Origin of the sequence: uncultured Streptococcus sp. (assembly GCF_963518475.1) — a bacterium.
Classification (GTDB): domain Bacteria; phylum Bacillota; class Bacilli; order Lactobacillales; family Streptococcaceae; genus Streptococcus.
Genome location: NZ_CAUQJA010000007.1, coordinates 1 through 18768, shown reverse-complemented (window position 1 = coordinate 18768; position 18768 = coordinate 1). Strand labels below are relative to the sequence as shown.

Sequence of the window (18768 nt, the reverse complement as noted above, 5' to 3'; positions counted from 1 at the left end):
ATAACTGATACAATCTTCTGGTAGGTGAAATCCTACCTGATTTGACTTTTGAAGACAAGATAAAAATTACCTACAAACACTTGAAACGCTTGATTAACCTCAAAGGGGAAAATGTCGCAGTTCGTGAATTCCGTGGCCTCGCTCCTCACCACCTCCGTGGAACATCTGGCATTGCTAAACTCCGTGGAGCTATTTCACAAGCTAGCACCCTGGCAGAGATTGAAGCTCTCTTGCAGTTGCATAAGGCTTAATAGATTAAAACCCGTAACTCTCTTAAAGTTGACGGGTTTTTGATTGTAAAAATTCAAATACTGAGCGCTATTATTGATTCAAAGCAACACTGGAAACCTTGCCATCCGCTCCTGTTGTAATTTGGATGACTTTCCCTCCACCGATTTTGGCATTATACTTGCCATCATCAAGAGTATAAGAATAGCCTCTGATAGAGTAGTTTTCTTTCTTTCCATCAGCAGATTCTACTGTGAATTGACCTCCTGATGAAACTGTAATGGTTTCGCCATTGGCACCCTTCCAGTTGCCCGCTGCAGCTGAGAAATCACCGTCTACCATAGTTAAAACACCCTTGTAGCGTTTATTTTGCTCTGCTTGCTTATCTTGAAGTTTGCGGTCAGTTGTAGGATCATAGCTTGATTGGTTAGACTGGGCTTGAGGAGCCTGTTGAGTTGAAGGAGTCTGAGCAGAAGTTTGTTGACTAGCTACCTGTTGACTGGCCACTTCTTGACCCTGTCTTTGCTCTGGTGCAGGTGCCGCTTGTGATGGCGTTGCAGTTGCTGAAGATTGATCAGTAGATGCCTTAGCCTTTTCAGATGAAGCTGAACTTGAGGACTTCTGAGTCTTGCTTTCTTTGCTAGCAGAAGCTGCTTTAGAGCTTGATGATTGGCTTGTCTTAGCAGAACTGCTTGCTTGAGTTGTTTCCTTTTTATTTCCACAAGCTCCTAGTAGCAAGGTAGAAGCCAATACAGTTGCTGCCATCAATTTGATATAGGTTTTCTTTTTCATTTTTCTACTCCTTTGTAATATTTTAGAAATATAAAGAAATCTTTTTGTAATATAATTGTAACATATGGCCTTGAATATGTCAACAATTTATCTAAACTATTTTAAAAATCTCACATCATTTAGATATATTTACTCCTCCTACTCTTCTATTCGTAATAAAACAGAAAAACAGGAGATTTTTCTTTTAAAATTTGAATTTGTTTTTTGTGTAATCGCTTGCATTATATTAGACAAAGGAATATAATAACATTGAAATAGAATATAGGAGGTGCACTCTTATGCTAAATAAGTATTATAAGTATCTTCCTTGGTTGATTTTGGGAGCAATTGGCTCTTATCAATCAGCCGCTTACTATGCGAGAACTGCATTTGATGTGTTTTATCTGACTACAATCTTTTTGATTGTTTATATCGCTTTGTTATTTTTACATGAGAACTATCTCAAGTATCGATACAAAGACTTCTTTACGCACCTGTTGAGCAATTCTAAGAGAGATAGCCATCCCTAAAACAGTCGCAACAGCAAATCAAACTAATAAAGGCAAATAAAGAGGTCGGGAACTTTTTCCCGGCCTCGCTTTTTATTTCAATCGATAGGTTTTTCTGGGTTTCTTTTTAGGTACTCGTTTGAGTCCGACTTCTTCTACATATTCTCCGTATTTTACGAGAAAGTTATTGCTGACGATTGGACGACCGGGATTGATAAGATTGACCAGTTCAGTTCCTTCGTAGACAGTGAACTCCTCCTCCAGCAGATAAAGGAAGGTCGGATTCCAGTCGAGACGGCCTTGGATTCGTTTGATGGATTCTTGGATAATGGCATAATGGTCAAAAGCGAAGGCTTGCTCCTCCAACTCTACTCCCTCTAAGAAGCACTTGCCTGTCTGAAAATCGACATCTACGAAAACGACATCCTTGGCATCGTCTCCTGCTTGAACAAGTTCTAATGCACAACTAGGCAAATAAACCAAGTGGGCAATGGTCACTGTCCAGCCCCGTGGGTCACGGCCGGGGGTCGATACGGTCATCAATTGCTCAATTTTTTCCAAAGGAAGATTGAGATTAACTTCTTCTCTAACCTCACGCTGGCAGGCATGCGCAGCGTCTTCGCCCTTGTCCATAAATCCTCCAACCAGAGCCAAACAATTTTGATATGGATGAGCCTTGCGACGAATTAATAAGAGCTTGATCTTTCCTTCGACAAAGCAGTAAGCTACCATATCCACCGTCACACTTGGTTTTTCGTATTGAGGAAGTTCCTGCTTGTAGTACCAATCCAAAAATTCCTCCTGACTTGCATGAATTTCAAAATATTCTCTTTCCATCATCCCTGCTGGAATCATCGTGTCCGTCATTTTATGCCTCCTTACGAACTGCCTTAGTCCATTGGTACCAACCTACTAGACTATTGAGTGTGTAAACCCAGTACATCCCTTGGATGTGGATATTTTCACCCCACCAGAGATAGATACTAAAGAGATTGGTTGCAATCCAGAAAATCCATTGCTCACGGTAGAGACGGGTCATCAAGAGCTGACCGACACCATTGGTCGCATCGGTAACACTATCACGGAAAGGGCGAGCACTATGGATACTTTGGTAAGCCAAGCCCATACCAATCCAAATGATAGCAGTCAAAGCCAAGTACTTGAGCCAGTCAAGCACAGATAATTTCTTAGCTTCAAAATGAGATTCTTCTGCTTTTCCTTGGTCATTGATACGGTTGGACAGCCAAGCATAGAGACCAATCGGCTGCATGACAAAGAAGTAAACGGTCGTCAAAACTTCACCATAAAAAGTCGCATTCATGGCCAAAATCAAATAGATAGCCGAATTAATAGCCCCAAAGAGATAGTTGCTTGCACGCCCTTCTGCTACCAAGATAACACAGACAATCCCGGTCCAAGATGCAAACAAGCTCAGCCAATCATGACTTTCCGTATTTTGCGTGAATTCCAAGATCAAGGGAATACTTGACAAGGCAATGAGATACAACCACTGGAAAAGGCTACGACCAACAAAGAGATCTTTCCAGAGCAGGCGCATGATCCCTGCAAAACCAATCTTGCGGGCTTCGGCATGGACATTTTTAAAGTTTTCGATAAATTGTGTGATTTTTTCAGTTACTGTTTTCATAATTTTCTCCTAATCTGCTTGGTAAATGGCATCAATAGCCACTTTGGCTGCTTCATAATTTCCTAGGTAATCCTCAGCTAGATAAACTAGTGGAATGGTGGTTAAATATCGCTCTCTCATCTGGTCCAAATGCTGGGAAAAACTATGACGAATATGGTCTTCTGCCATAGTCATATCTCTAAATCCATCATTGACATAGGAGCCGACAGGCTGCACAAAGAGAATCAAGTCCCATTTTTCCTTGGCCAAGATCGAAACAAATAGATTGTCAAAAGTCTCTCCTGATAAGTCCCCTTGATCCTCAGTCTCCATGTAATAATCATAGTAGCCCTTGGTTACTAAGGAGTTGGTATCGGCTATCACTAGGCCTCGATTGGCATTGCTATCGATTAACTTAGAGGTCTGGTCATACTGCCCCAACAGGAGATAATAGTAATCTTTTGGAGTCAACTCGTCGTCTCGAACATTATTTTTTATCTGATACTCACGCGCATATTCAAGACTAACTGGCGCATCGTAATACCTGGCCAAATCCTTGGCTAGAGTTGTTTTTCCATTGCTAGCACTTCCCATGATTAAGACTTTCTTAGTAAATTGACGACGGAAGGGTTGAGCAATATATTTCCAATATTTGCTTGGATTTTCTCGAATCATAGTCGCTGAGATACCAAACTTTCTTTCTTGCAAGACAGTCCCAAAGCTACGATTAGACAATTCTTGCTGGTAGTCTGCTTCTCCCACAAAGAAAATTAACTCTTGCTGGGTTTCATCATAGGAAATCTCCGCTAACATTTGGTCCAACCACTCCTGCCAGCCCATAGGGTAACGGGGAAGATTAGTCTCATCTAACTTGCAAACGGAGGTCAACTCGTCATCACGAAAAGCCTCTCTAATATAGCGAAATCTTTTTTGAAGCGTTAAGCCTACCTGCTCCCCTCGATCTCCCTCATAGCCTGAAACGACAACCCAGACCTGATCACACTGCCGCTTCGCTCGCTGGATTAGATCGATATGTCCTTGATGAAGCGGAGCAAAGGTTCCAAATACCACTGCTGTTTTCTTTTTCATAAACCTATTGCCTTTTTATATTTTTTGATATTTTCATTATCTATGTTTTTATTATAAACTATATTTTTGTTTTGTCAATAGTTTTTTATCATTTTTTATAAAAAGGTTGCGAAAAAGAGAATCAAGATTGCTCCTGATTCTCCATTTTTATGCAATATCAAATTTTAACTGGCCTGCTTTGACACCAATCTTAAGTGTGCTGCCTGCCTCTAATTCTCCCTTGAGAAGAAGTTCTGCCAACTTGTCTTCCACTTCTGTTTGCAGGGTTCTGCGAAGTGGACGAGCTCCCATCTCTGGGTCATATCCTTGATTTGCCAGCAATTTCAGTGCGGAAGCTTGTAATTTCAAGTCAATGCCTTTTTCAGCCAAACTTGCCACTAAAGGTTTGACCATAATCTTCACTACTTCCTGCATATGGTCGCTAGATAAGCTATGGAAGACCACCTTTTCATCAATACGGTTGATAAACTCAGGTCTATAAGCTTTTTTCAGCTCTTCAAAGATTCGTTTTTCCATATTTTCCTGGTCAAAACGAATATCCTTAGCCCCAAATCCGACAGTCTTGTCATCCCGAAGGGCTGTCGCACCAAGATTTGACGTCATGATAATAATGGTATTTGAAAAGTCAACCTTGCGACCCTTGCTATCGGTCAAGACACCATCATCCAAGACCTGCAAGAGGACATTAAAGATGTCTGGGTGGGCTTTTTCTACCTCATCAAAGAGTAGAACAGAGTATGGTTTGTTGCGAACCTTCTCGGTCAACTCCCCACCTTCTTCATAACCCACATATCCCGGAGGAGCTCCGTTGAGACGACTGGCTGCGAATTTCTCCATATACTCACTCATATCAAAGCGGATAAGGGCTGATTCATCGTCAAAAAGAACTTCTGCCAAAGCCTTGGCCAATTCGGTCTTACCGACACCTGTAGGTCCTAGGAACATAAAGGAACCAATCGGACGCTTGTGACTGCGAATCCCTGACTGATTGCGGCGAATGGCACGGCTAATGCTTGAAACTGCTTGATCTTGACCGATGACACGTTTGTGCAATTCAGCTTCCAGATTCAGGTATTTCTTAGCATCAGTCTGAGTCAGTTTTTGGACTGGAATACCTGACAAGCGACTCAAGGTAGTCAAAATATCAGCCTCTGTCACCAAGTCTTTATAGACAGGCACTTCCTCTTCTTTTGCGATTAGCTGCGCTGCCTGTTTCCACTTGCCATCTATCAAAGCCTTGTCAGCTGGACTCAAACCTGAATCGTCTGCTTTTACATGCTTTGCCTTATTTTGCACTGTTGCCGCTGCTTCGTCCAAGAGATCGATAGCAGAGTCTGGCAAATGGCGACTAGTCAAGTAACGATGCGCCATCTTGACAGCTGTTTTGACCGCTTCATCTGTGATTTGCACACGGTGATGTTTCTCATAAGTCGCCTTCAAGCCTTGCAAAATGGCCATACTGTCGGCCACACTTGGCTCTTCAATCGTCACTTTGGCGAAACGACGAGAAAGGGCCACATCTTTTTCGATGTGTTTTTGATATTCTTCCTGAGTGGTCGCACCAACTGTTCTCAAGGTGCCACGCGCCAAGGCTGGCTTCAAGATATTGGCCGCATCCAGAGTTGAGTCAATTCCACTACCAGAACCCATGATAGTATGAAGTTCGTCGATAAAGAGAATCACTTGGCCATCTTCTTCAATATCCTTAATGATATTATTCATGCGTTCTTCAAAGTCACCACGGAAACGTGTACCTGCAACAACGTTCATCAAATCAAGCTCTAACACGCGCATCTTAGACATTTCCGCAGGCACATCCCCACTAGCAATTCGCTGGGCAAGACCAAGCGCCAGAGCTGTTTTCCCGACACCAGCATCTCCAACCAAGACAGGATTGTTCTTGGTCTTACGGCTCAAGATTTGAATCATACGCGAGATTTCCTTATCCCGACCGATGACCGGTTCTAACTTGCCAGAACGCGCTTGCTCTGTCAAATCATGCGTATAGTCCTCGAGACCACCGCTCGGAGTCTGCGGCATGCCCATCATATTGGCCATAGAATTTTGCTTGTCAGCTACTGTACGATGGCGTTGGCGTAGAGCCTTGAGGTCTTCACGAGTCCAGCCTGCACGTTCTTCTAGATTTCGACGTAGGGCAGCAATCTTAACCTGATCTTTCTTGTCTTCATAAGAAAAACCAGCCCTCTCCAAAATACGAGTCGCCAAGGCATTTCCATCATGTAAAATCGCATAAAGGACGTGCTCCGTCCCTAGCACCTTAGCATGGACCACTGACGCTACATACTCTGCTTCGTCAAAAAGAACCTGCAAACGATGGGAGAACGGCAATTCCGTAAAGGTTTCATCCTGGCTATAGTCCGTTTCAGTCAGTTCCAAAGCGACCTCTTCTAAACGGTCCATCTCATATGGATAATCATTTAAAGTTGCCCCTGCCACACTATAACTGTGATTAGACATGGCAATCAACAAGTGCCAAGACTCTAGGTAACGAGCTCCAAAATGGCCAGCCACCATGTAGGCACTTTCGATACATTCATTCAATGCTTTTGAATAGTTCATCTTACTTCCCTTTTCTATCTACCTCTTGTATGACCTGTCGTAGCATGTTTGCACGAACAGCTGGAGCTTCTTCTCCTAGAACGCGATCCAAAGCTACTGATACTAGCAAATTCATCTCCTGCTTGGTCATCAATTCCTGCTCAACCAAAAGCTGCAGAATATCCTCATAAATTTCTTGACTAACTCGCTCACCAATCGAATAAAGCAGCTCCCTGAGCATTTCATGATGACTAGAAAACTCAATCCGTCCTATACGAATGTAGCCCCCGCCTCCACGCTTACTTTCAACCAAGTAGCCTCTACTTTCCGTAAAGCGTGTCTTGATCACATAGTTAATCTGACTGGGAACAACCTGAAAAGTATCTGCCAACTGACTCCGTTGCAATTCTACAATTCCAGATTGATCTAAAATCGCCTTGATGTAGGCCTCAATATGATCCGATGTATTTTTAAATCTCATAACAAACCCACCTCTCTCTTTAAACCTTGACTATCTTTGACTATTATACCGAAATTTTCTCATTTTTAAAAGAAAAAGGGCGCTGGTAAAGGATAATCTTCACCAACTCCCTATTTTTCTACTTATCTAAGCCTAATTCTGCCAAGATTTGACGTTTGTAGGCAATCTTTTGGACTTCCTTGTCCTCATCTTCAGACCAATCTAGTTTAATTTCTGAAACAATCTGCCCAGGGCGATTTTTCAAGATATAGATGCGGTCGCTGAGACTGAGGGCCTCCTCGATACTATGCGTGATGATCAAGGTTGTTAGTTGCAACTGCTTGTGAATCTCAAGGTACCAAGCGTGGAGTTCCATCTTAGTCATCTCATCCAAGGCGCTGAAGGCCTCGTCTAAGAGAAAGAGCTTGTGCCCGAAAAGGTAGGTTCGGAGCAAGGCTACACGCTGGCGCATCCCACCACTGAGTTCATGAGGGTATTTATCTCTTACAGCTGTCAACTGGAAGGTCGCAAGAATGTCATCCGCTCGGGCAACGGCTTCCGCCTTATCCACTTTTTGAATCAAGAGGGGCAGAATGATATTACCAAGCACGGTCTTGTGCTCCAAGAGCAGATCCTTTTGCAACATATAACTCACGCGCCCCTGGGGATTTTCTTCACCATCAAGGACAATTCTCCCTGACTGAACTTCTAAAATACCCGCAATTAAGTTGAAAAGCGTAGTCTTACCAACACCACTTGGGCCTAAGATAGAAACCACTTCACCTGAAGTCACCTGCAGGTTGATATCTTCTAAAATCCTCTCCTCACCATAGGCATAACTGACGTGTTCTAGTCTAATTTCTGTCATTATTTCACAAATTCGTTGGTGAAGCCCTTGTCTGTCAAGTCTTCTTTAAGGATACCATTTTCTTTATCCCATTTGTAGAAGGCATTCCAGCGAGCTGCATCAAATTGACCCCATTTTTCCTTGTCGCTTGCGTATTCTTTTGACAAGTATTTTTGAGATTCGATGACAAAGTCACGTTTTTCCTTGAGTTCAGGCGCATTCTTGATGAGAATATCTGCAGCTTCTTCTGGATGTTCCATGGCATATTGGTAGCCTTTTTTGATGGCTTGGATAACTTTACGTGCTTCTTCTTTATTGTCTTTCAGATAGTCGTTGTTTGCGATGATAACTGGTGAATAGTAGTCAAACTCCTTGACATAGTCTTTCAAGTACATGAAGTTAGCATCTACACCTTGAGATTTAGCAAGGATACCATCCCAACCGTAGTAAATCCAAGCAGTATCAAAGACGCCATTGGCAATCGGTGTGATTGAGTTTGAGTCGTTATTTGGTACTTTTTCAACCTTCTCAAAGTCTCCACCTTGAGATTCTACCAAGGTTTTCAACATAGCAAGTTCAGTTGGGTCATTCCAAGTACCGTATTTCTTACCAACCAAGTCCTTTGGACTGCTTACATTGTCAGGTTTACGAGAGATGATTCCTGATGTATTATGCTCTACGATAGCTGCAACGGCAGTAATTCCTGCTCCTTTTTCTAACTTCTTAGCCATGTAATCTTGGAAATACACTGCAAATGGTGCCTTACCATTAATAACCAAGTCAGAAGAACTTTCTTCTGGTGGCAATTTCAAATCAACATCCACTCCAGCTTCTTTGAAATAACCTTTTTCCTTAGCAACATAAAGCCCTGTGTGGTTGGTATTTGGTGTCCAGTCTAGGATAAAGTCAACTTTCTTGAGTTCTGCCTCTTTGTTATCCTTAGAAGCAGTTCCTTGACCACAGGCCACAAGTACAACAGCTACAAGAGCTGTTAAAACAGTTAAAAACACTTTCCATGGTTTTTTCATTTTGATTTCCTCTTTTCTTTTTTGAAACATTCTAATTTTACGAACGTTTCCATTTAATAACATATTTTTCACTGATATCGACCAACTTCATACCCAGAAGGCTGATAATCGATACCAGAATAATAATAGCAAACATGGTATCATACTGAAACAGTTTCTTGGACTGAATCATGTAGACACCTAGTCCTTCAAAGCCTCCCAACCACTCAGATACCACTGTTGTGATGAAGGCGTAGGAGACACTGACCCTCAGACCTGCATAAAAGTAAGGCAGGCTGACTGGGATTTTAAAATGCCACAGGATTTGCCAAGGTTTGGCCTGCATCAGACTAAACAAGGTCAGCATATCCTTATCACAATGCCTAAAACCGTCCAAAATACTGACGATGATAGGAAAGGTAGTCGTCAAGATAATCAAGACAATCTTGGGCAAAATCCCATAACCTAGCCACAAAACCAGGATAGGGGCTATGGCAATAGTCGGGATAGTCTGAACAACCACCATCATAGGGTAAATCAGATCGTTAAGCCAAGTCAAACTGTCCATGAGCACAGCCATGATACAGGCAATCAAAACTCCCAGAACCAGCCCCAGTAAAGCCACTCTCAAGGTCGCCCAGCTATGGTGCCAGAGAAATTCTCTATCGCGCACAAAAGACTGGAGGATTTCAAGAGGTGTCGGCAGAATAAACTTGGGGAGAAGTTTAAGAAAACCTGCTAACTGCCAGATTGACAAGACTCCTAGAAAGCCCAATAGACTAATGTGTCGTCTCAGTATACTTTTCAAGTTTCTCATCAATACTTAAAATCTCTCCTACATTTATTTTGACATTGGCAAAGACATTATCTGCCTCCTGCCCTGCCACTTTTAGCGCTTCTTTTAGAATGCGCATGAGCTCATCAAACTCCCCTTCCAAGACCGTTTCAAATGGTGTCACTACCATGGTCACTTCTTGAGCTTGTAGATAAGCAATGACCTGATCAATAACAGCTATCCGATCAATCCCCTGTGATAGGGGTAAAACTTGCAAGGCAATGCTTGCTTTCATAAGAACCTCCTCTTCTCGTTTTCCTTTGACAAAAAGAAAAACCTTTACCATATATGGAAAAGGTGAAGAATAGACTAAGTATCGTTCCCTACGCTGGCATTACCCAGATCAGGTGCGGTCGAAGTTTAACGCTTCCTCTCAGACTGTACACAGACTCCCATATATTATATGGACATATGATAGCGCAAAACAAAAAAAATGTCAAGGAAACTGCTTACAGAAAAAGTAGGAAAAATTTCCTACTTCCATTTTCTATACTCGTTCTCCATCACTGTTTACTCTGTAGCCATCCACCGTCGTATTAACAGCTAAGGCGCCTGAAGAGTAAGAATAATACCACTTACCAGATACCTGGTACCAGCCCGTTTTCATTGCACCTGAACTATCCAAATAATACCACAGACCATTTTCCTTTAACCATCCTGTCTGCATTTCACCAGATGATTTCAAATAATACCAGCTAGAACCGTCTTTCAGCCAGCCTGTTGATTTAGACCCATTTGATTTGAAATGATACCAACTACCATTTATTTTCTTCCAACCAATAGTCAATCCATTATTTGAGCTATAATTAGAGCTATTTCCTGATTGAGTCTGATAATTCTGTGAAGAGGTTACTCCCTCTAGCTGGATATAGCGACGACTTCCGTTATAAGCCGTATAACTCAACCACTTGTACCCATCTTTTTCGAGAATTTGATCATAATGAACATTTTCCCCAGGATAATAGTAATCAATCGTAGTTGCGCTAGCTAGAGGCTGATTTTTGATAGCAGCCTTGGTCTTAAAATAATGTGTTCCTCCTGTTGCAACTGAAGATTGACTATTCCCAACACTGTCACCAGCTAAATCTTTAAAATGAATAAAACCAGTCATAGTATTCGCCTTCACGACTCGCTTATTGTAAGATTCCCTTATTCCATAGTTGTATTCCTCAATCTCAATCTCATCTCCTATTACATTTGACACCCAAGCAACATGACCATAAGTTCCTGCAGTAGACCAAGCAATAGAGCCAATCGCTGGTCTATTATCGACACGATACCCTTCACGACGAGCACGATAACCCCATTCATTCGCATTCCCATAAGCAGCCGGAATCTCAAAACCATTGACATTACTCAAACGAAAAGCTGCAAAAGAAGTACATTGACGAGAATACATGCGCCACTTATCAATCTCCTGACTCCCATTTTTATAATGAGCAGGATAATCATCCCCACGCGCAATCGATCCATTTCCTCCGGAATAGGCATATACACTATTACCCGCTGCTAACATCAATCCTACTACTAAAAAGGGAACAACCTTTTTAGCTGATTTTCTGAAAGAAAACCTTGTCTCTGCTACTTTAAATGGTGAAATTTTCATTCTTCCTCCTTGAAAAATAATATAAATCGAAGATTACCTTCACTTAAACTATTCGGAGAAAAAAAGAAAAAGTGAGAAAATTTCTCACTTTAGTCAAGATAATGAATCAAATTCTTTTCTGTAAGGATATCTGAGTAAGTAAAGGATTCAACGTAAACATTAGCTTGTTTATCTCCTTCAACGTTTCCAAATTCAACGATAAATAGGGATGGATAAACCTCAATTAGCTTACCCAATCTATTTTTTTGGCGCTTACGACCATTCTCCAAAGTCATTTCTACGACTTGTCCCTCATGTGCCTTGATTTCTTCTTTGATTTTTTTCATCTTGGCTACATCTGTAAATGCATCTGACATCTTATGCCTCCCTCTTTGAGATACTTGAAAATTTATTGTATTCTTTTTGGAAAATCAATTCCACCGTCCCACGAGCTCCACTACGGTTTTTCTCAATAATAACTTCTACCTTATTATTTGGTATGCCTTCCTCTTCTTCACCACCACGCTCATAGTAATCGTCGCGATAAAGAAAGGCTACAATATCAGCGTCCTGCTCAATAGACCCAGATTCACGAATATCAGACAAGACCGGTCTCTTATCCTGACGTTGTTCTACACCACGAGAAAGCTGACTTAGAGCGATTACTGGAACCTTCAGTTCCTTAGCTAAAATTTTCAACTGACGTGAAATTTCTGAAACCTCTTGTTGACGATTTTCCCGACCAGTTCCCGTGATAAGCTGCAAATAGTCTATTAAAATCAAACCAAGATTTCCAGTTTCTTGAGCCAGTTTACGAGAACGAGAACGAATCTCTGTAATCCGAATCCCTGGTGTATCATCGATATAGATACTCGCGTTGGCTAGGTTCCCTTGAGCAATGGTATATTTTTGCCACTCCTCATCAGTCAATTGACCCGTACGGATAGAATGCGATTCTACCAAACCTTCTGCCGCTAACATACGGTCCACTAGACTTTCCGCACCCATTTCGAGTGAAAAAATAGCAACTGTTTTATCCAATTTAGTCCCAATATTCTGAGCAATATTCAAGGCAAAGGCCGTCTTACCAACCGCCGGACGGGCTGCTAGGATAATCAACTCCTCCTCATGAAGTCCAGTCGTCATATGATCCAAGTCACGATAACCTGTCGCAATACCTGTAATATCGGTCGTTTGTTGCGAGCGAGCTTCCAGATTTCCAAAGTTGATATTCAACACATCTCGAATGTTCTTAAATCCACTTCGATTTGCATTTTCACTGACATCAATCAGGCCTTTTTCTGCCTGAGCAATGATTTCATCAGCTGGTTGCGAAGCCTCGTAAGCTTGATTGACAGACTCTGTCAACTTGGCGATTAATCGACGTAGCATGGCCTTCTCTGCAACAATCTTAGCATAGTACTCCGCATTAGCAGAAGTTGGCACAGAATTGACAATCTCAACTAGGTAAGAAAGACCACCAATATTCTGTAAATCACCTTGATTATCAAGAATGGTACGAACCGTTGTTGCATCTATAGCATCGCCACGATCGGATAAATCGACCATAGCTTGGAAAATCAAACGATGGGCATACTTAAAAAAGTCCCGAGACTCAATATATTCTCGCACAAAAACAAGCTTACTCTCGTCAATAAAGATAGCCCCCAAAACGGATTGCTCAGCTAAGATATCTTGAGGTTGTACTCGTAACTCTTCTACTTCTGCCATCAGACTTCCCTTCCTTTTACAATCTTGTCAAGAAGGTGTAAATTTACCCTTCTTTCACACGAAGATTGATTACACTTGTGATATCTTGATAGATTTTCACTGGTACATCAATCAAACCAACTGCCCGAATCGGAGCTTGCACTTGGATATGACGTTTATCAATCTTAATTCCAAATTGCTTTTGCAATTCTTCTGCAATCTTCTTATTGGTAATAGAACCAAAAGTACGGCCATCTGGACCAACTTTTTCAACAAATTCTACAACAGTTTCTTCTGCTTCAAGTTGGGCTTTAATTTCTTTTGCTTCTGCAATCATCTCAGCGTGAGCTTTCTCTTCAGATTTTTGTTTACCACGAAGTTCACCTACAGCTTGAGCAGTCGCTTCTTTGGCTAGATTCTTTTTGATAAGAAAGTTTTGCGCATACCCTGTTGGTACTTCCTTAATTTCGCCTTTTTTACCTTTTCCTTTAACATCCGCTAAAAAGATTACTTTCATTCTTCTTTCTCCTTTTCCTTTATTTCATTTAATACAATTTCTGTCAGTTTTTCACCTGCTTCTGACAAGGTTACATCCTTAATTTGAGCTGCTGCCAAATTAAAGTGGCCTCCACCTCCCAGCTCTTCCATAATCCGTTGTACATTCAATTTACTACGACTGCTAGCTGAGATAGAGATAAATCCTTGTGTATTCTTCGCAAGAACAAAACTCGCTTCAATACCTGACATAGCTAACAGGGCATCTGCTGCCTTACTAATAACAACTGTATCATAGCATTTCGAGTCCGTAGCCTCTGCTATCAATACATCTGAACCTAATTTACGCCCCTGTAAAATCAGTTCATTGACCTCACGATATTCTTCAAAATCTGTCGCAGCAATTTCCTGGATAGCAATACTATCACTTCCGCTCGTTCTGAGATAGCTAGCAACATCAAATGTCCGACTAGTCACTCGTGAGGTGAAATTTTTAGTATCCAACATCATACCAGCCATCAAAACACTGGCCTGCATACGACTCAAACGATTTTTCTTAGAATTCTGGAACTGAATCAATTCCGTTACCAACTCACTGGCACTACTTGCACCACTTTCGATATAAGTAATAACCGCATTATCTGGAAAATCCTGATCCCGTCTGTGGTGATCGATGACGATGGTTTGGGTAAATAAATCATAAAAATCTTTTGATAAAGTTAAGGCTGTCTTTGAATGGTCTACAAGAATCAACAAAGAACGATTGGTCACCATCCCCATTGCATCCTTAACAGACAACAACTTCGTAACTCCTTCTTTTTCTAAGAATGAAACAGCTCGTTCAATATCCGGCGACATTTGTTCTTCATCATAAAGAGCGTAGCTATTTTCAATCACATTGCTGGCAAATAACTGCATACCTACAGCAGAGCCAAGAGCATCCATATCTAGATTTTTGTGACCAACTACAAAAACCTGATCTACGCTCCGAATCTTATCTGAAATAGCCGTCATCATAGCACGCGTACGAGTCCGTGTACGTTTGATTGAGGCAGCAGATCCACCACCAAAATAAACTGGATTTTTCGTTTCGTTGTTTTCCTTGACAACCACCTGGTCGCCACCACGCACTTCAGCCAAGTTCAAATTGAGCAAAGCAACTTTCCCTATTTCATCATGATTTCCATCACCATAAGAAAACCCCATACTTAAGGTCAAAGGCAGCTGTCTCTGTTTCGCCTCTTCTCTGAAAGCATCGATAACCGAAAATTTATCATTCATCAATCCCTCAAGTACCGTGTAGTCCGTAAATAAATAGAAACGGTCCATACTCACTCGACGGGAGAACATGGCATGCTTCCCAGCAAATTCTGAAACAAAATTGGCTACAAAACTGTTGATATGACTGATATCAGACTCTGATGTTTCATCTTCTAAGTCATCGTAGTTGTCAACAGAGACAATCCCAATCACAGGTCGACTCGTAACTAACTCAACAGTCGCTTCGTATTCTCCAGACACATCAAAGAAGTAAAGAACCCCAGATGCCTTGTCCATATGAACCGAATAGCGGGTCTCACCCAAGGTGGCATAAGAACCTGGATTCCCCACAGAAGCCTTGATAATAGTCTGAATTAAGGCTATATCAACCTCTCCCTCTTCATTAGTCAAAATCAATTCAGCGTAAGGATTGAACCATTCAACTTCACCTGACGATAAGTCTAGTTTAATAACTCCGACAGGCATCTGTTCTAACAAGGTTGTCAAACTATCTTCAGCTTGGTGGTTTACATACTGGATTTGTTCTACTTCACTCTTTGAGTAGTAGTCTCTCTGATGGATGAATAGTAAAATATATGAACCCAAAATAAGTAGCAAAAGAAATAGCGTTACCAGTGTATTCGTTACAAAAACAAGTTGCACAGATAGCACTCCGAACGCCACTATTCCTAATATTAAGGGGAAAATAGGACTTACATAAAATTTTTTCATTCCAAACCTCTTGGCACCCATTATACCATAATAACCACCAAAAAGCGACTTTTTAAAAGTGTAATCAGTAATTCTATCAATTATAAGAAAAAGGAGGTTTACAATTTAGTAAACCTTCCTTTACACATATTGAAATTAAGATTCTTTAACTTCTAACAAGCCAATCTCGCCATCTTCACGACGATAAATCACATTGGTTGTCTGATCTTCAACATCCACATAGATAAAGAAATCATGTCCCAACAAATCCATCTGTAGAATAGCTTCTTCCAAATCCATTGGTTTTAAATCAATTTGTTTTGAACGAACAACTCTAGACTGAACAACATTTGTATCTTCCACCAAAGCATCTGTAAATAATTGACTAGTTGCTACCTTGTTTTTATTTTTACGCTCGATTTTTGTTTTATTTTTACGAATCTGACGTTCAATTTTATCGGTTACAAGGTCAATTGAACCATACATATCTTGAGACACATCTTCTGCACGAAGAGTAATTGAACCAAGCGGAATCGTCACCTCCACTTTAGCAGTTTTTTCACGATACACCTTCAAGTTAACTCGAGCATCCAACTCTTGTTCAGCTTGAAAATACTTTTCGATCTTTTCGAGTTTAGAAACTACATAATCACGAATTGCTTCTGTTACTTCTAGGTTTTCACCACGGATACTATATTTAATCATATGAGTACCTTCTTTCTAAACATTTTTGTTTTTCTGATTTCATTATAACGCTTTCATTTTGTTTTTGCAAATTTTTTCCTCATCTTACAAGGGAAAATGTTTTTACATCCTCAGCACCAGATTCTTCCAACAGTTTCTTCACACGATTTATAGTTGTTCCAGTAGTGTAAATGTCATCTATGAGTAGGACTTTTTTAGGAATAGTGACTCCCCTTTTAATAAAGAAAGGAAGTTCTGTTGCCAAGCGTTCTGAACGATTTTTGGAAGAACTGGCCCGCTCTTCTCTCTTCTCTAGTAAGTCTTGAAAAGAGAACCCTGCTGCTTCAACTAAACCTTCAACCTGGTTAAATCCCCTCTCGAGCAATCTTTCAGGACTTAGGGGAATTACAACAAATTGATACTCTTTGTACTTTTTTAACTCCTCACTTAAAACTGAAGCAAAAACTTTTCTTAAAAGGAAGTCTCCATCAAACTTATACCGACTGAAAAAATCCTTCATAGCTTGATTGTAAATAAAAATCGCTCTATGACTGACCTCAACTCCTTCTTTACACCAAAATTGACAATCTTGACACTTAGTTGACAAGCCTGTTTTCATACAGTTTGGGCAGTTCTCTTCTCCAATTTTCTCAAAAGTAGAATCACAATCTAAACAAAGACAGGAGACATCATTCCTCAGAAGTAAGAGACTACTAAAAGTTAAAACAGCCTTCATAGTCTGCCCACACAATAAGCACTTCATAGACCCGCCTCCTTATTCATCTGCTGAATTTCCATAATTGCCTTCTTGATTGAAGCATTTAACCCATCATGGAAGAAAAGCAAATCTCCTGTCGGTCTATCCATGCTTCGCCCAACTCGTCCACCAATCTGAATCAAGCTAGACTTGGTAAAAAGGCGATGATTGGCCTCTACTACGAAAACATCCACACAAGGGAAGGTAACTCCACGCTCCAATATTGTCGTACTGATAAGTATTGTCAGTTCTCCATCTCGAAAAGCTTGTACCTGCTCCAATCTATCTTCTGTTACAGAAGATACAAAGCCAATTTTCTCATTTGGAAATTGCTCCTGTAAAATTTGTTTTAACTGCTCCCCTTTCTTAATTTCTGAAACAAAAATGAGTAACGGATAAGCTGTCTTTCTCTGCTTCTCAATATAGGACTTTAACTTTGGTGACAACCGATTTTTCTCTAAACAGTGATTAAAATCCGATAACCAGACAGGTTTAGGAATAATCAACGGATTTCCATGAAATCGTCTTGGCAAGCTCAATCGTTTTAGTTCTCCTAAACGGACCTTCCTATCTAACTCATCGGTCGAAGTCGCTGTTAAAAAGATTCTCAAGCCATTCTCCTTTACACTATTCTTGACAGCGTAGTAAAGCGTGGGATTGTCAACATAAGGAAAGGCATCTACTTCATCCACTATCAGCAAATCAAAAGCTTGATAAAACTTCAATAACTGATGGGTCGTCGCAACAACTAGTGGTGTTCGAAAATACGGCTCTGATTCTCCGTGTAGTAAAGATATCTCGCAAGCAAAATCATCTTGCAGGCGCTTGTACAGCTCCAAACAAACATCTATGCGAGGACTAGCCAAGCATACTGCACCACCCGCATTGATCACTTTAGCCACTACTTGATAAATCATTTCTGTCTTTCCAGCTCCCGTCACCGCATGTACCAAGGTTGGTTCCTGCTTGTCTACAGCTTGAATTAGTCCTTCTGACACCTTCTCTTGAAAAGGAGTTAATTTACCGCGCCATTTGAGAATATCTTGCTTCGGAAAATCCTCCTGCGGAAAATAGTATAAAGCATGATCACTCCTGACTCGCTTCATCAGTAAACACTCCCTACAATAGTAAGTACCGATGGACAAATACCATTCATCTAAAATAGCACTATCACAACGTTGACAGAAAAGTTTCCCTTTCTCCTTTCTCATTGCTGGAAGTTTCTCCGCCAACTGACGTTCCTCTTTAGTTAATTCATTCTCCGTAAACAACCGACCGAGATAATTTGGATTTACTTTCATACTTCTTTATTCGTAAAAATCTAGCGCTTTAGATGATTTTTTAGTACAATTAAATCATGGAATTTAGAACAATTAAAGAGGACGGACAAGTCCAAGAAGAAATCAAAAAATCCCGCTTTATCTGTCATGCCAAGCGTGTTTATAGCGAAGAAGGGGCTCGTGACTTCATTACTGCCATCAAGAAAGAGCACTACAAAGCTACTCATAACTGCTCTACCTTCATTATTGGGGAACGTAGTGAAATCAAACGTACAAGTGATGATGGTGAGCCCAGTGGGACTGCTGGCGTTCCCATGCTTGGGGTACTAGAAAATCACAATCTTACTAATGTCT

General features: G+C 40.9%; 20 protein-coding genes, 1 pseudogene and 1 riboswitch. Of the genes and pseudogenes, 3 read left to right on the top strand and 18 right to left on the bottom strand.

The features are described 5' to 3' along the window. Window positions 1-23 precede the first annotated feature (23 nt). Window positions 24-251 (top strand): annotated as a pseudogene (locus RYK12_RS04045) (tRNA dihydrouridine synthase DusB); the annotation flags it as partial. Between the two features lie 70 nt (window positions 252-321). On the opposite strand, the gene RYK12_RS04040 reads toward RYK12_RS04045, so the two are convergent. Beyond that, a complete protein-coding gene (locus tag RYK12_RS04040; protein WP_314847124.1) occupies window positions 322-1020 on the bottom strand; it encodes a hypothetical protein in 699 nt (232 codons plus the stop codon). Between the two features lie 278 nt (window positions 1021-1298). Here RYK12_RS04040 and RYK12_RS04035 point away from each other — a divergent pair, with 278 nt between their 5' ends. Beyond that, on the top strand, window positions 1299-1529 hold the full coding sequence (locus RYK12_RS04035) for a hypothetical protein (RefSeq protein ID WP_004255357.1): 231 nt from the start codon (window positions 1299-1301) through the stop codon (window positions 1527-1529). A 72-nt stretch (window positions 1530-1601) separates the two neighbouring features. On the opposite strand, the gene RYK12_RS04030 is transcribed toward RYK12_RS04035, so the two are convergent. The 17 genes from RYK12_RS04030 to RYK12_RS03950 all read right to left on the bottom strand — a co-directional run bounded on the left by RYK12_RS04030 (window position 1602) and on the right by RYK12_RS03950 (window position 18435). Then, on the bottom strand, window positions 1602-2375 hold the full coding sequence (locus tag RYK12_RS04030; protein WP_261056849.1) for an NUDIX hydrolase: 774 nt from the start codon (window positions 2373-2375) through the stop codon (window positions 1602-1604). A 1-nt stretch (window position 2376) separates the two neighbouring features. After that, the gene (gene pnuC, locus RYK12_RS04025) at window positions 2377-3156 is read right to left on the bottom strand and encodes a nicotinamide riboside transporter PnuC (RefSeq protein ID WP_261056850.1); all 780 of its coding nucleotides are present in this window, start codon (window positions 3154-3156) and stop codon (window positions 2377-2379) included. Window positions 3157-3165: 9 nt separating this feature from the next. Further along, on the bottom strand, window positions 3166-4224 hold the full coding sequence (locus RYK12_RS04020; protein ID WP_314847121.1) for an AAA family ATPase: 1059 nt from the start codon (window positions 4222-4224) through the stop codon (window positions 3166-3168). Between the two features lie 147 nt (window positions 4225-4371). Further along, a complete protein-coding gene (locus RYK12_RS04015) occupies window positions 4372-6804 on the bottom strand; it encodes an ATP-dependent Clp protease ATP-binding subunit (protein WP_314847120.1) in 2433 nt (810 codons plus the stop codon). Window position 6805: 1 nt separating this feature from the next. Continuing rightward, window positions 6806-7264, bottom strand: a complete 459-nt coding sequence (locus tag RYK12_RS04010) for a CtsR family transcriptional regulator (protein WP_001211276.1) — start codon at window positions 7262-7264, stop codon at window positions 6806-6808. A gap of 118 nt (window positions 7265-7382) precedes the next feature. Then, window positions 7383-8111, bottom strand: a complete 729-nt coding sequence (locus RYK12_RS04005; RefSeq protein WP_314847117.1) for an ABC transporter ATP-binding protein — start codon at window positions 8109-8111, stop codon at window positions 7383-7385. Beyond that, window positions 8111-9118, bottom strand: coding sequence for an ABC transporter substrate-binding protein (locus tag RYK12_RS04000; RefSeq protein ID WP_314847116.1), 1008 nt, complete (start codon window positions 9116-9118; stop codon window positions 8111-8113). The genes RYK12_RS04005 and RYK12_RS04000 overlap by 1 nt, the downstream gene beginning before the upstream one ends. A gap of 37 nt (window positions 9119-9155) precedes the next feature. Continuing rightward, on the bottom strand, window positions 9156-9914 hold the full coding sequence (locus RYK12_RS03995; protein ID WP_162489585.1) for an ABC transporter permease: 759 nt from the start codon (window positions 9912-9914) through the stop codon (window positions 9156-9158). Further along, on the bottom strand, window positions 9877-10167 hold the full coding sequence (locus tag RYK12_RS03990; protein WP_238096023.1) for a thiamine-binding protein: 291 nt from the start codon (window positions 10165-10167) through the stop codon (window positions 9877-9879). The genes RYK12_RS03995 and RYK12_RS03990 overlap by 38 nt, the downstream gene beginning before the upstream one ends. A gap of 68 nt (window positions 10168-10235) precedes the next feature. Beyond that, window positions 10236-10338, bottom strand: a riboswitch (TPP riboswitch). Between the two features lie 81 nt (window positions 10339-10419). Beyond that, window positions 10420-11538 (bottom strand): choline binding-anchored murein hydrolase CbpD, encoded by a 1119-nt coding sequence (cbpD, locus tag RYK12_RS03985; protein WP_314847111.1) that lies wholly within the window; start codon window positions 11536-11538, stop codon window positions 10420-10422. A gap of 89 nt (window positions 11539-11627) precedes the next feature. Then, complete coding sequence (locus tag RYK12_RS03980; protein ID WP_001278169.1) at window positions 11628-11894, bottom strand: Veg family protein; 267 nt, start codon at window positions 11892-11894, stop codon at window positions 11628-11630. 1 nt (window position 11895) lies between these two features. Beyond that, entirely contained in the window at window positions 11896-13248 is a 1353-nt protein-coding gene (gene dnaB / locus RYK12_RS03975; RefSeq protein WP_120770774.1) for a replicative DNA helicase, read from the bottom strand. Window positions 13249-13291: 43 nt separating this feature from the next. After that, the gene (rplI, locus tag RYK12_RS03970) at window positions 13292-13744 is read right to left on the bottom strand and encodes a 50S ribosomal protein L9 (protein WP_261089668.1); all 453 of its coding nucleotides are present in this window, start codon (window positions 13742-13744) and stop codon (window positions 13292-13294) included. Continuing rightward, a complete protein-coding gene (locus RYK12_RS03965; RefSeq protein ID WP_314847106.1) occupies window positions 13741-15714 on the bottom strand; it encodes a DHH family phosphoesterase in 1974 nt (657 codons plus the stop codon). Before RYK12_RS03965 ends, rplI begins: the two co-directional genes overlap by 4 nt. A 135-nt stretch (window positions 15715-15849) precedes the next feature. Next, entirely contained in the window at window positions 15850-16398 is a 549-nt protein-coding gene (gene hpf / locus RYK12_RS03960) for a ribosome hibernation-promoting factor, HPF/YfiA family (RefSeq protein WP_004255322.1), read from the bottom strand. 79 nt (window positions 16399-16477) lie between these two features. After that, on the bottom strand, window positions 16478-17140 hold the full coding sequence (locus RYK12_RS03955; protein WP_314847104.1) for a ComF family protein: 663 nt from the start codon (window positions 17138-17140) through the stop codon (window positions 16478-16480). After that, window positions 17137-18435 carry a DEAD/DEAH box helicase gene (locus RYK12_RS03950; protein WP_314847102.1) on the bottom strand — a complete coding sequence of 433 codons (1299 nt, stop codon included), beginning with the start codon at window positions 18433-18435 and terminating at the stop codon, window positions 17137-17139. The genes RYK12_RS03955 and RYK12_RS03950 overlap by 4 nt, the downstream gene beginning before the upstream one ends. A 56-nt stretch (window positions 18436-18491) precedes the next feature. Between RYK12_RS03950 and RYK12_RS03945 the strand changes: the two genes are divergently transcribed. After that, a partial coding sequence (locus RYK12_RS03945; protein ID WP_314847099.1) for a YigZ family protein occupies window positions 18492-18768 on the top strand: 277 nt, incomplete at its 3' end.

Excerpts from the sequence above, each read along its gene's own strand:
- RYK12_RS04040 (WP_314847124.1), bottom strand. The coding sequence starts at position 1,020 with ATGAAAAAGAAAACCTATATCAAATTGATGGCAGCAACTGTATTGGCT.
- RYK12_RS04035 (WP_004255357.1), top strand. The coding sequence starts at position 1,299 with ATGCTAAATAAGTATTATAAGTATCTTCCTTGGTTGATTTTGGGAGCA.
- RYK12_RS04030 (WP_261056849.1), bottom strand. The coding sequence starts at position 2,375 with ATGACGGACACGATGATTCCAGCAGGGATGATGGAAAGAGAATATTTT.
- pnuC (WP_261056850.1), bottom strand. The coding sequence starts at position 3,156 with ATGAAAACAGTAACTGAAAAAATCACACAATTTATCGAAAACTTTAAA.
- RYK12_RS04020 (WP_314847121.1), bottom strand. The coding sequence starts at position 4,224 with ATGAAAAAGAAAACAGCAGTGGTATTTGGAACCTTTGCTCCGCTTCAT.
- RYK12_RS04015 (WP_314847120.1), bottom strand. The coding sequence starts at position 6,804 with ATGAACTATTCAAAAGCATTGAATGAATGTATCGAAAGTGCCTACATG.
- RYK12_RS04010 (WP_001211276.1), bottom strand. The coding sequence starts at position 7,264 with ATGAGATTTAAAAATACATCGGATCATATTGAGGCCTACATCAAGGCG.
- RYK12_RS04005 (WP_314847117.1), bottom strand. The coding sequence starts at position 8,111 with ATGACAGAAATTAGACTAGAACACGTCAGTTATGCCTATGGTGAGGAG.
- RYK12_RS04000 (WP_314847116.1), bottom strand. The coding sequence starts at position 9,118 with ATGAAAAAACCATGGAAAGTGTTTTTAACTGTTTTAACAGCTCTTGTA.
- RYK12_RS03995 (WP_162489585.1), bottom strand. The coding sequence starts at position 9,914 with ATGAGAAACTTGAAAAGTATACTGAGACGACACATTAGTCTATTGGGC.
- RYK12_RS03990 (WP_238096023.1), bottom strand. The coding sequence starts at position 10,167 with ATGAAAGCAAGCATTGCCTTGCAAGTTTTACCCCTATCACAGGGGATT.
- cbpD (WP_314847111.1), bottom strand. The coding sequence starts at position 11,538 with ATGAAAATTTCACCATTTAAAGTAGCAGAGACAAGGTTTTCTTTCAGA.
- RYK12_RS03980 (WP_001278169.1), bottom strand. The coding sequence starts at position 11,894 with ATGTCAGATGCATTTACAGATGTAGCCAAGATGAAAAAAATCAAAGAA.
- dnaB (WP_120770774.1), bottom strand. The coding sequence starts at position 13,248 with ATGGCAGAAGTAGAAGAGTTACGAGTACAACCTCAAGATATCTTAGCT.
- rplI (WP_261089668.1), bottom strand. The coding sequence starts at position 13,744 with ATGAAAGTAATCTTTTTAGCGGATGTTAAAGGAAAAGGTAAAAAAGGC.
- RYK12_RS03965 (WP_314847106.1), bottom strand. The coding sequence starts at position 15,714 with ATGAAAAAATTTTATGTAAGTCCTATTTTCCCCTTAATATTAGGAATA.
- hpf (WP_004255322.1), bottom strand. The coding sequence starts at position 16,398 with ATGATTAAATATAGTATCCGTGGTGAAAACCTAGAAGTAACAGAAGCA.
- RYK12_RS03955 (WP_314847104.1), bottom strand. The coding sequence starts at position 17,140 with ATGAAGTGCTTATTGTGTGGGCAGACTATGAAGGCTGTTTTAACTTTT.
- RYK12_RS03950 (WP_314847102.1), bottom strand. The coding sequence starts at position 18,435 with ATGAAAGTAAATCCAAATTATCTCGGTCGGTTGTTTACGGAGAATGAA.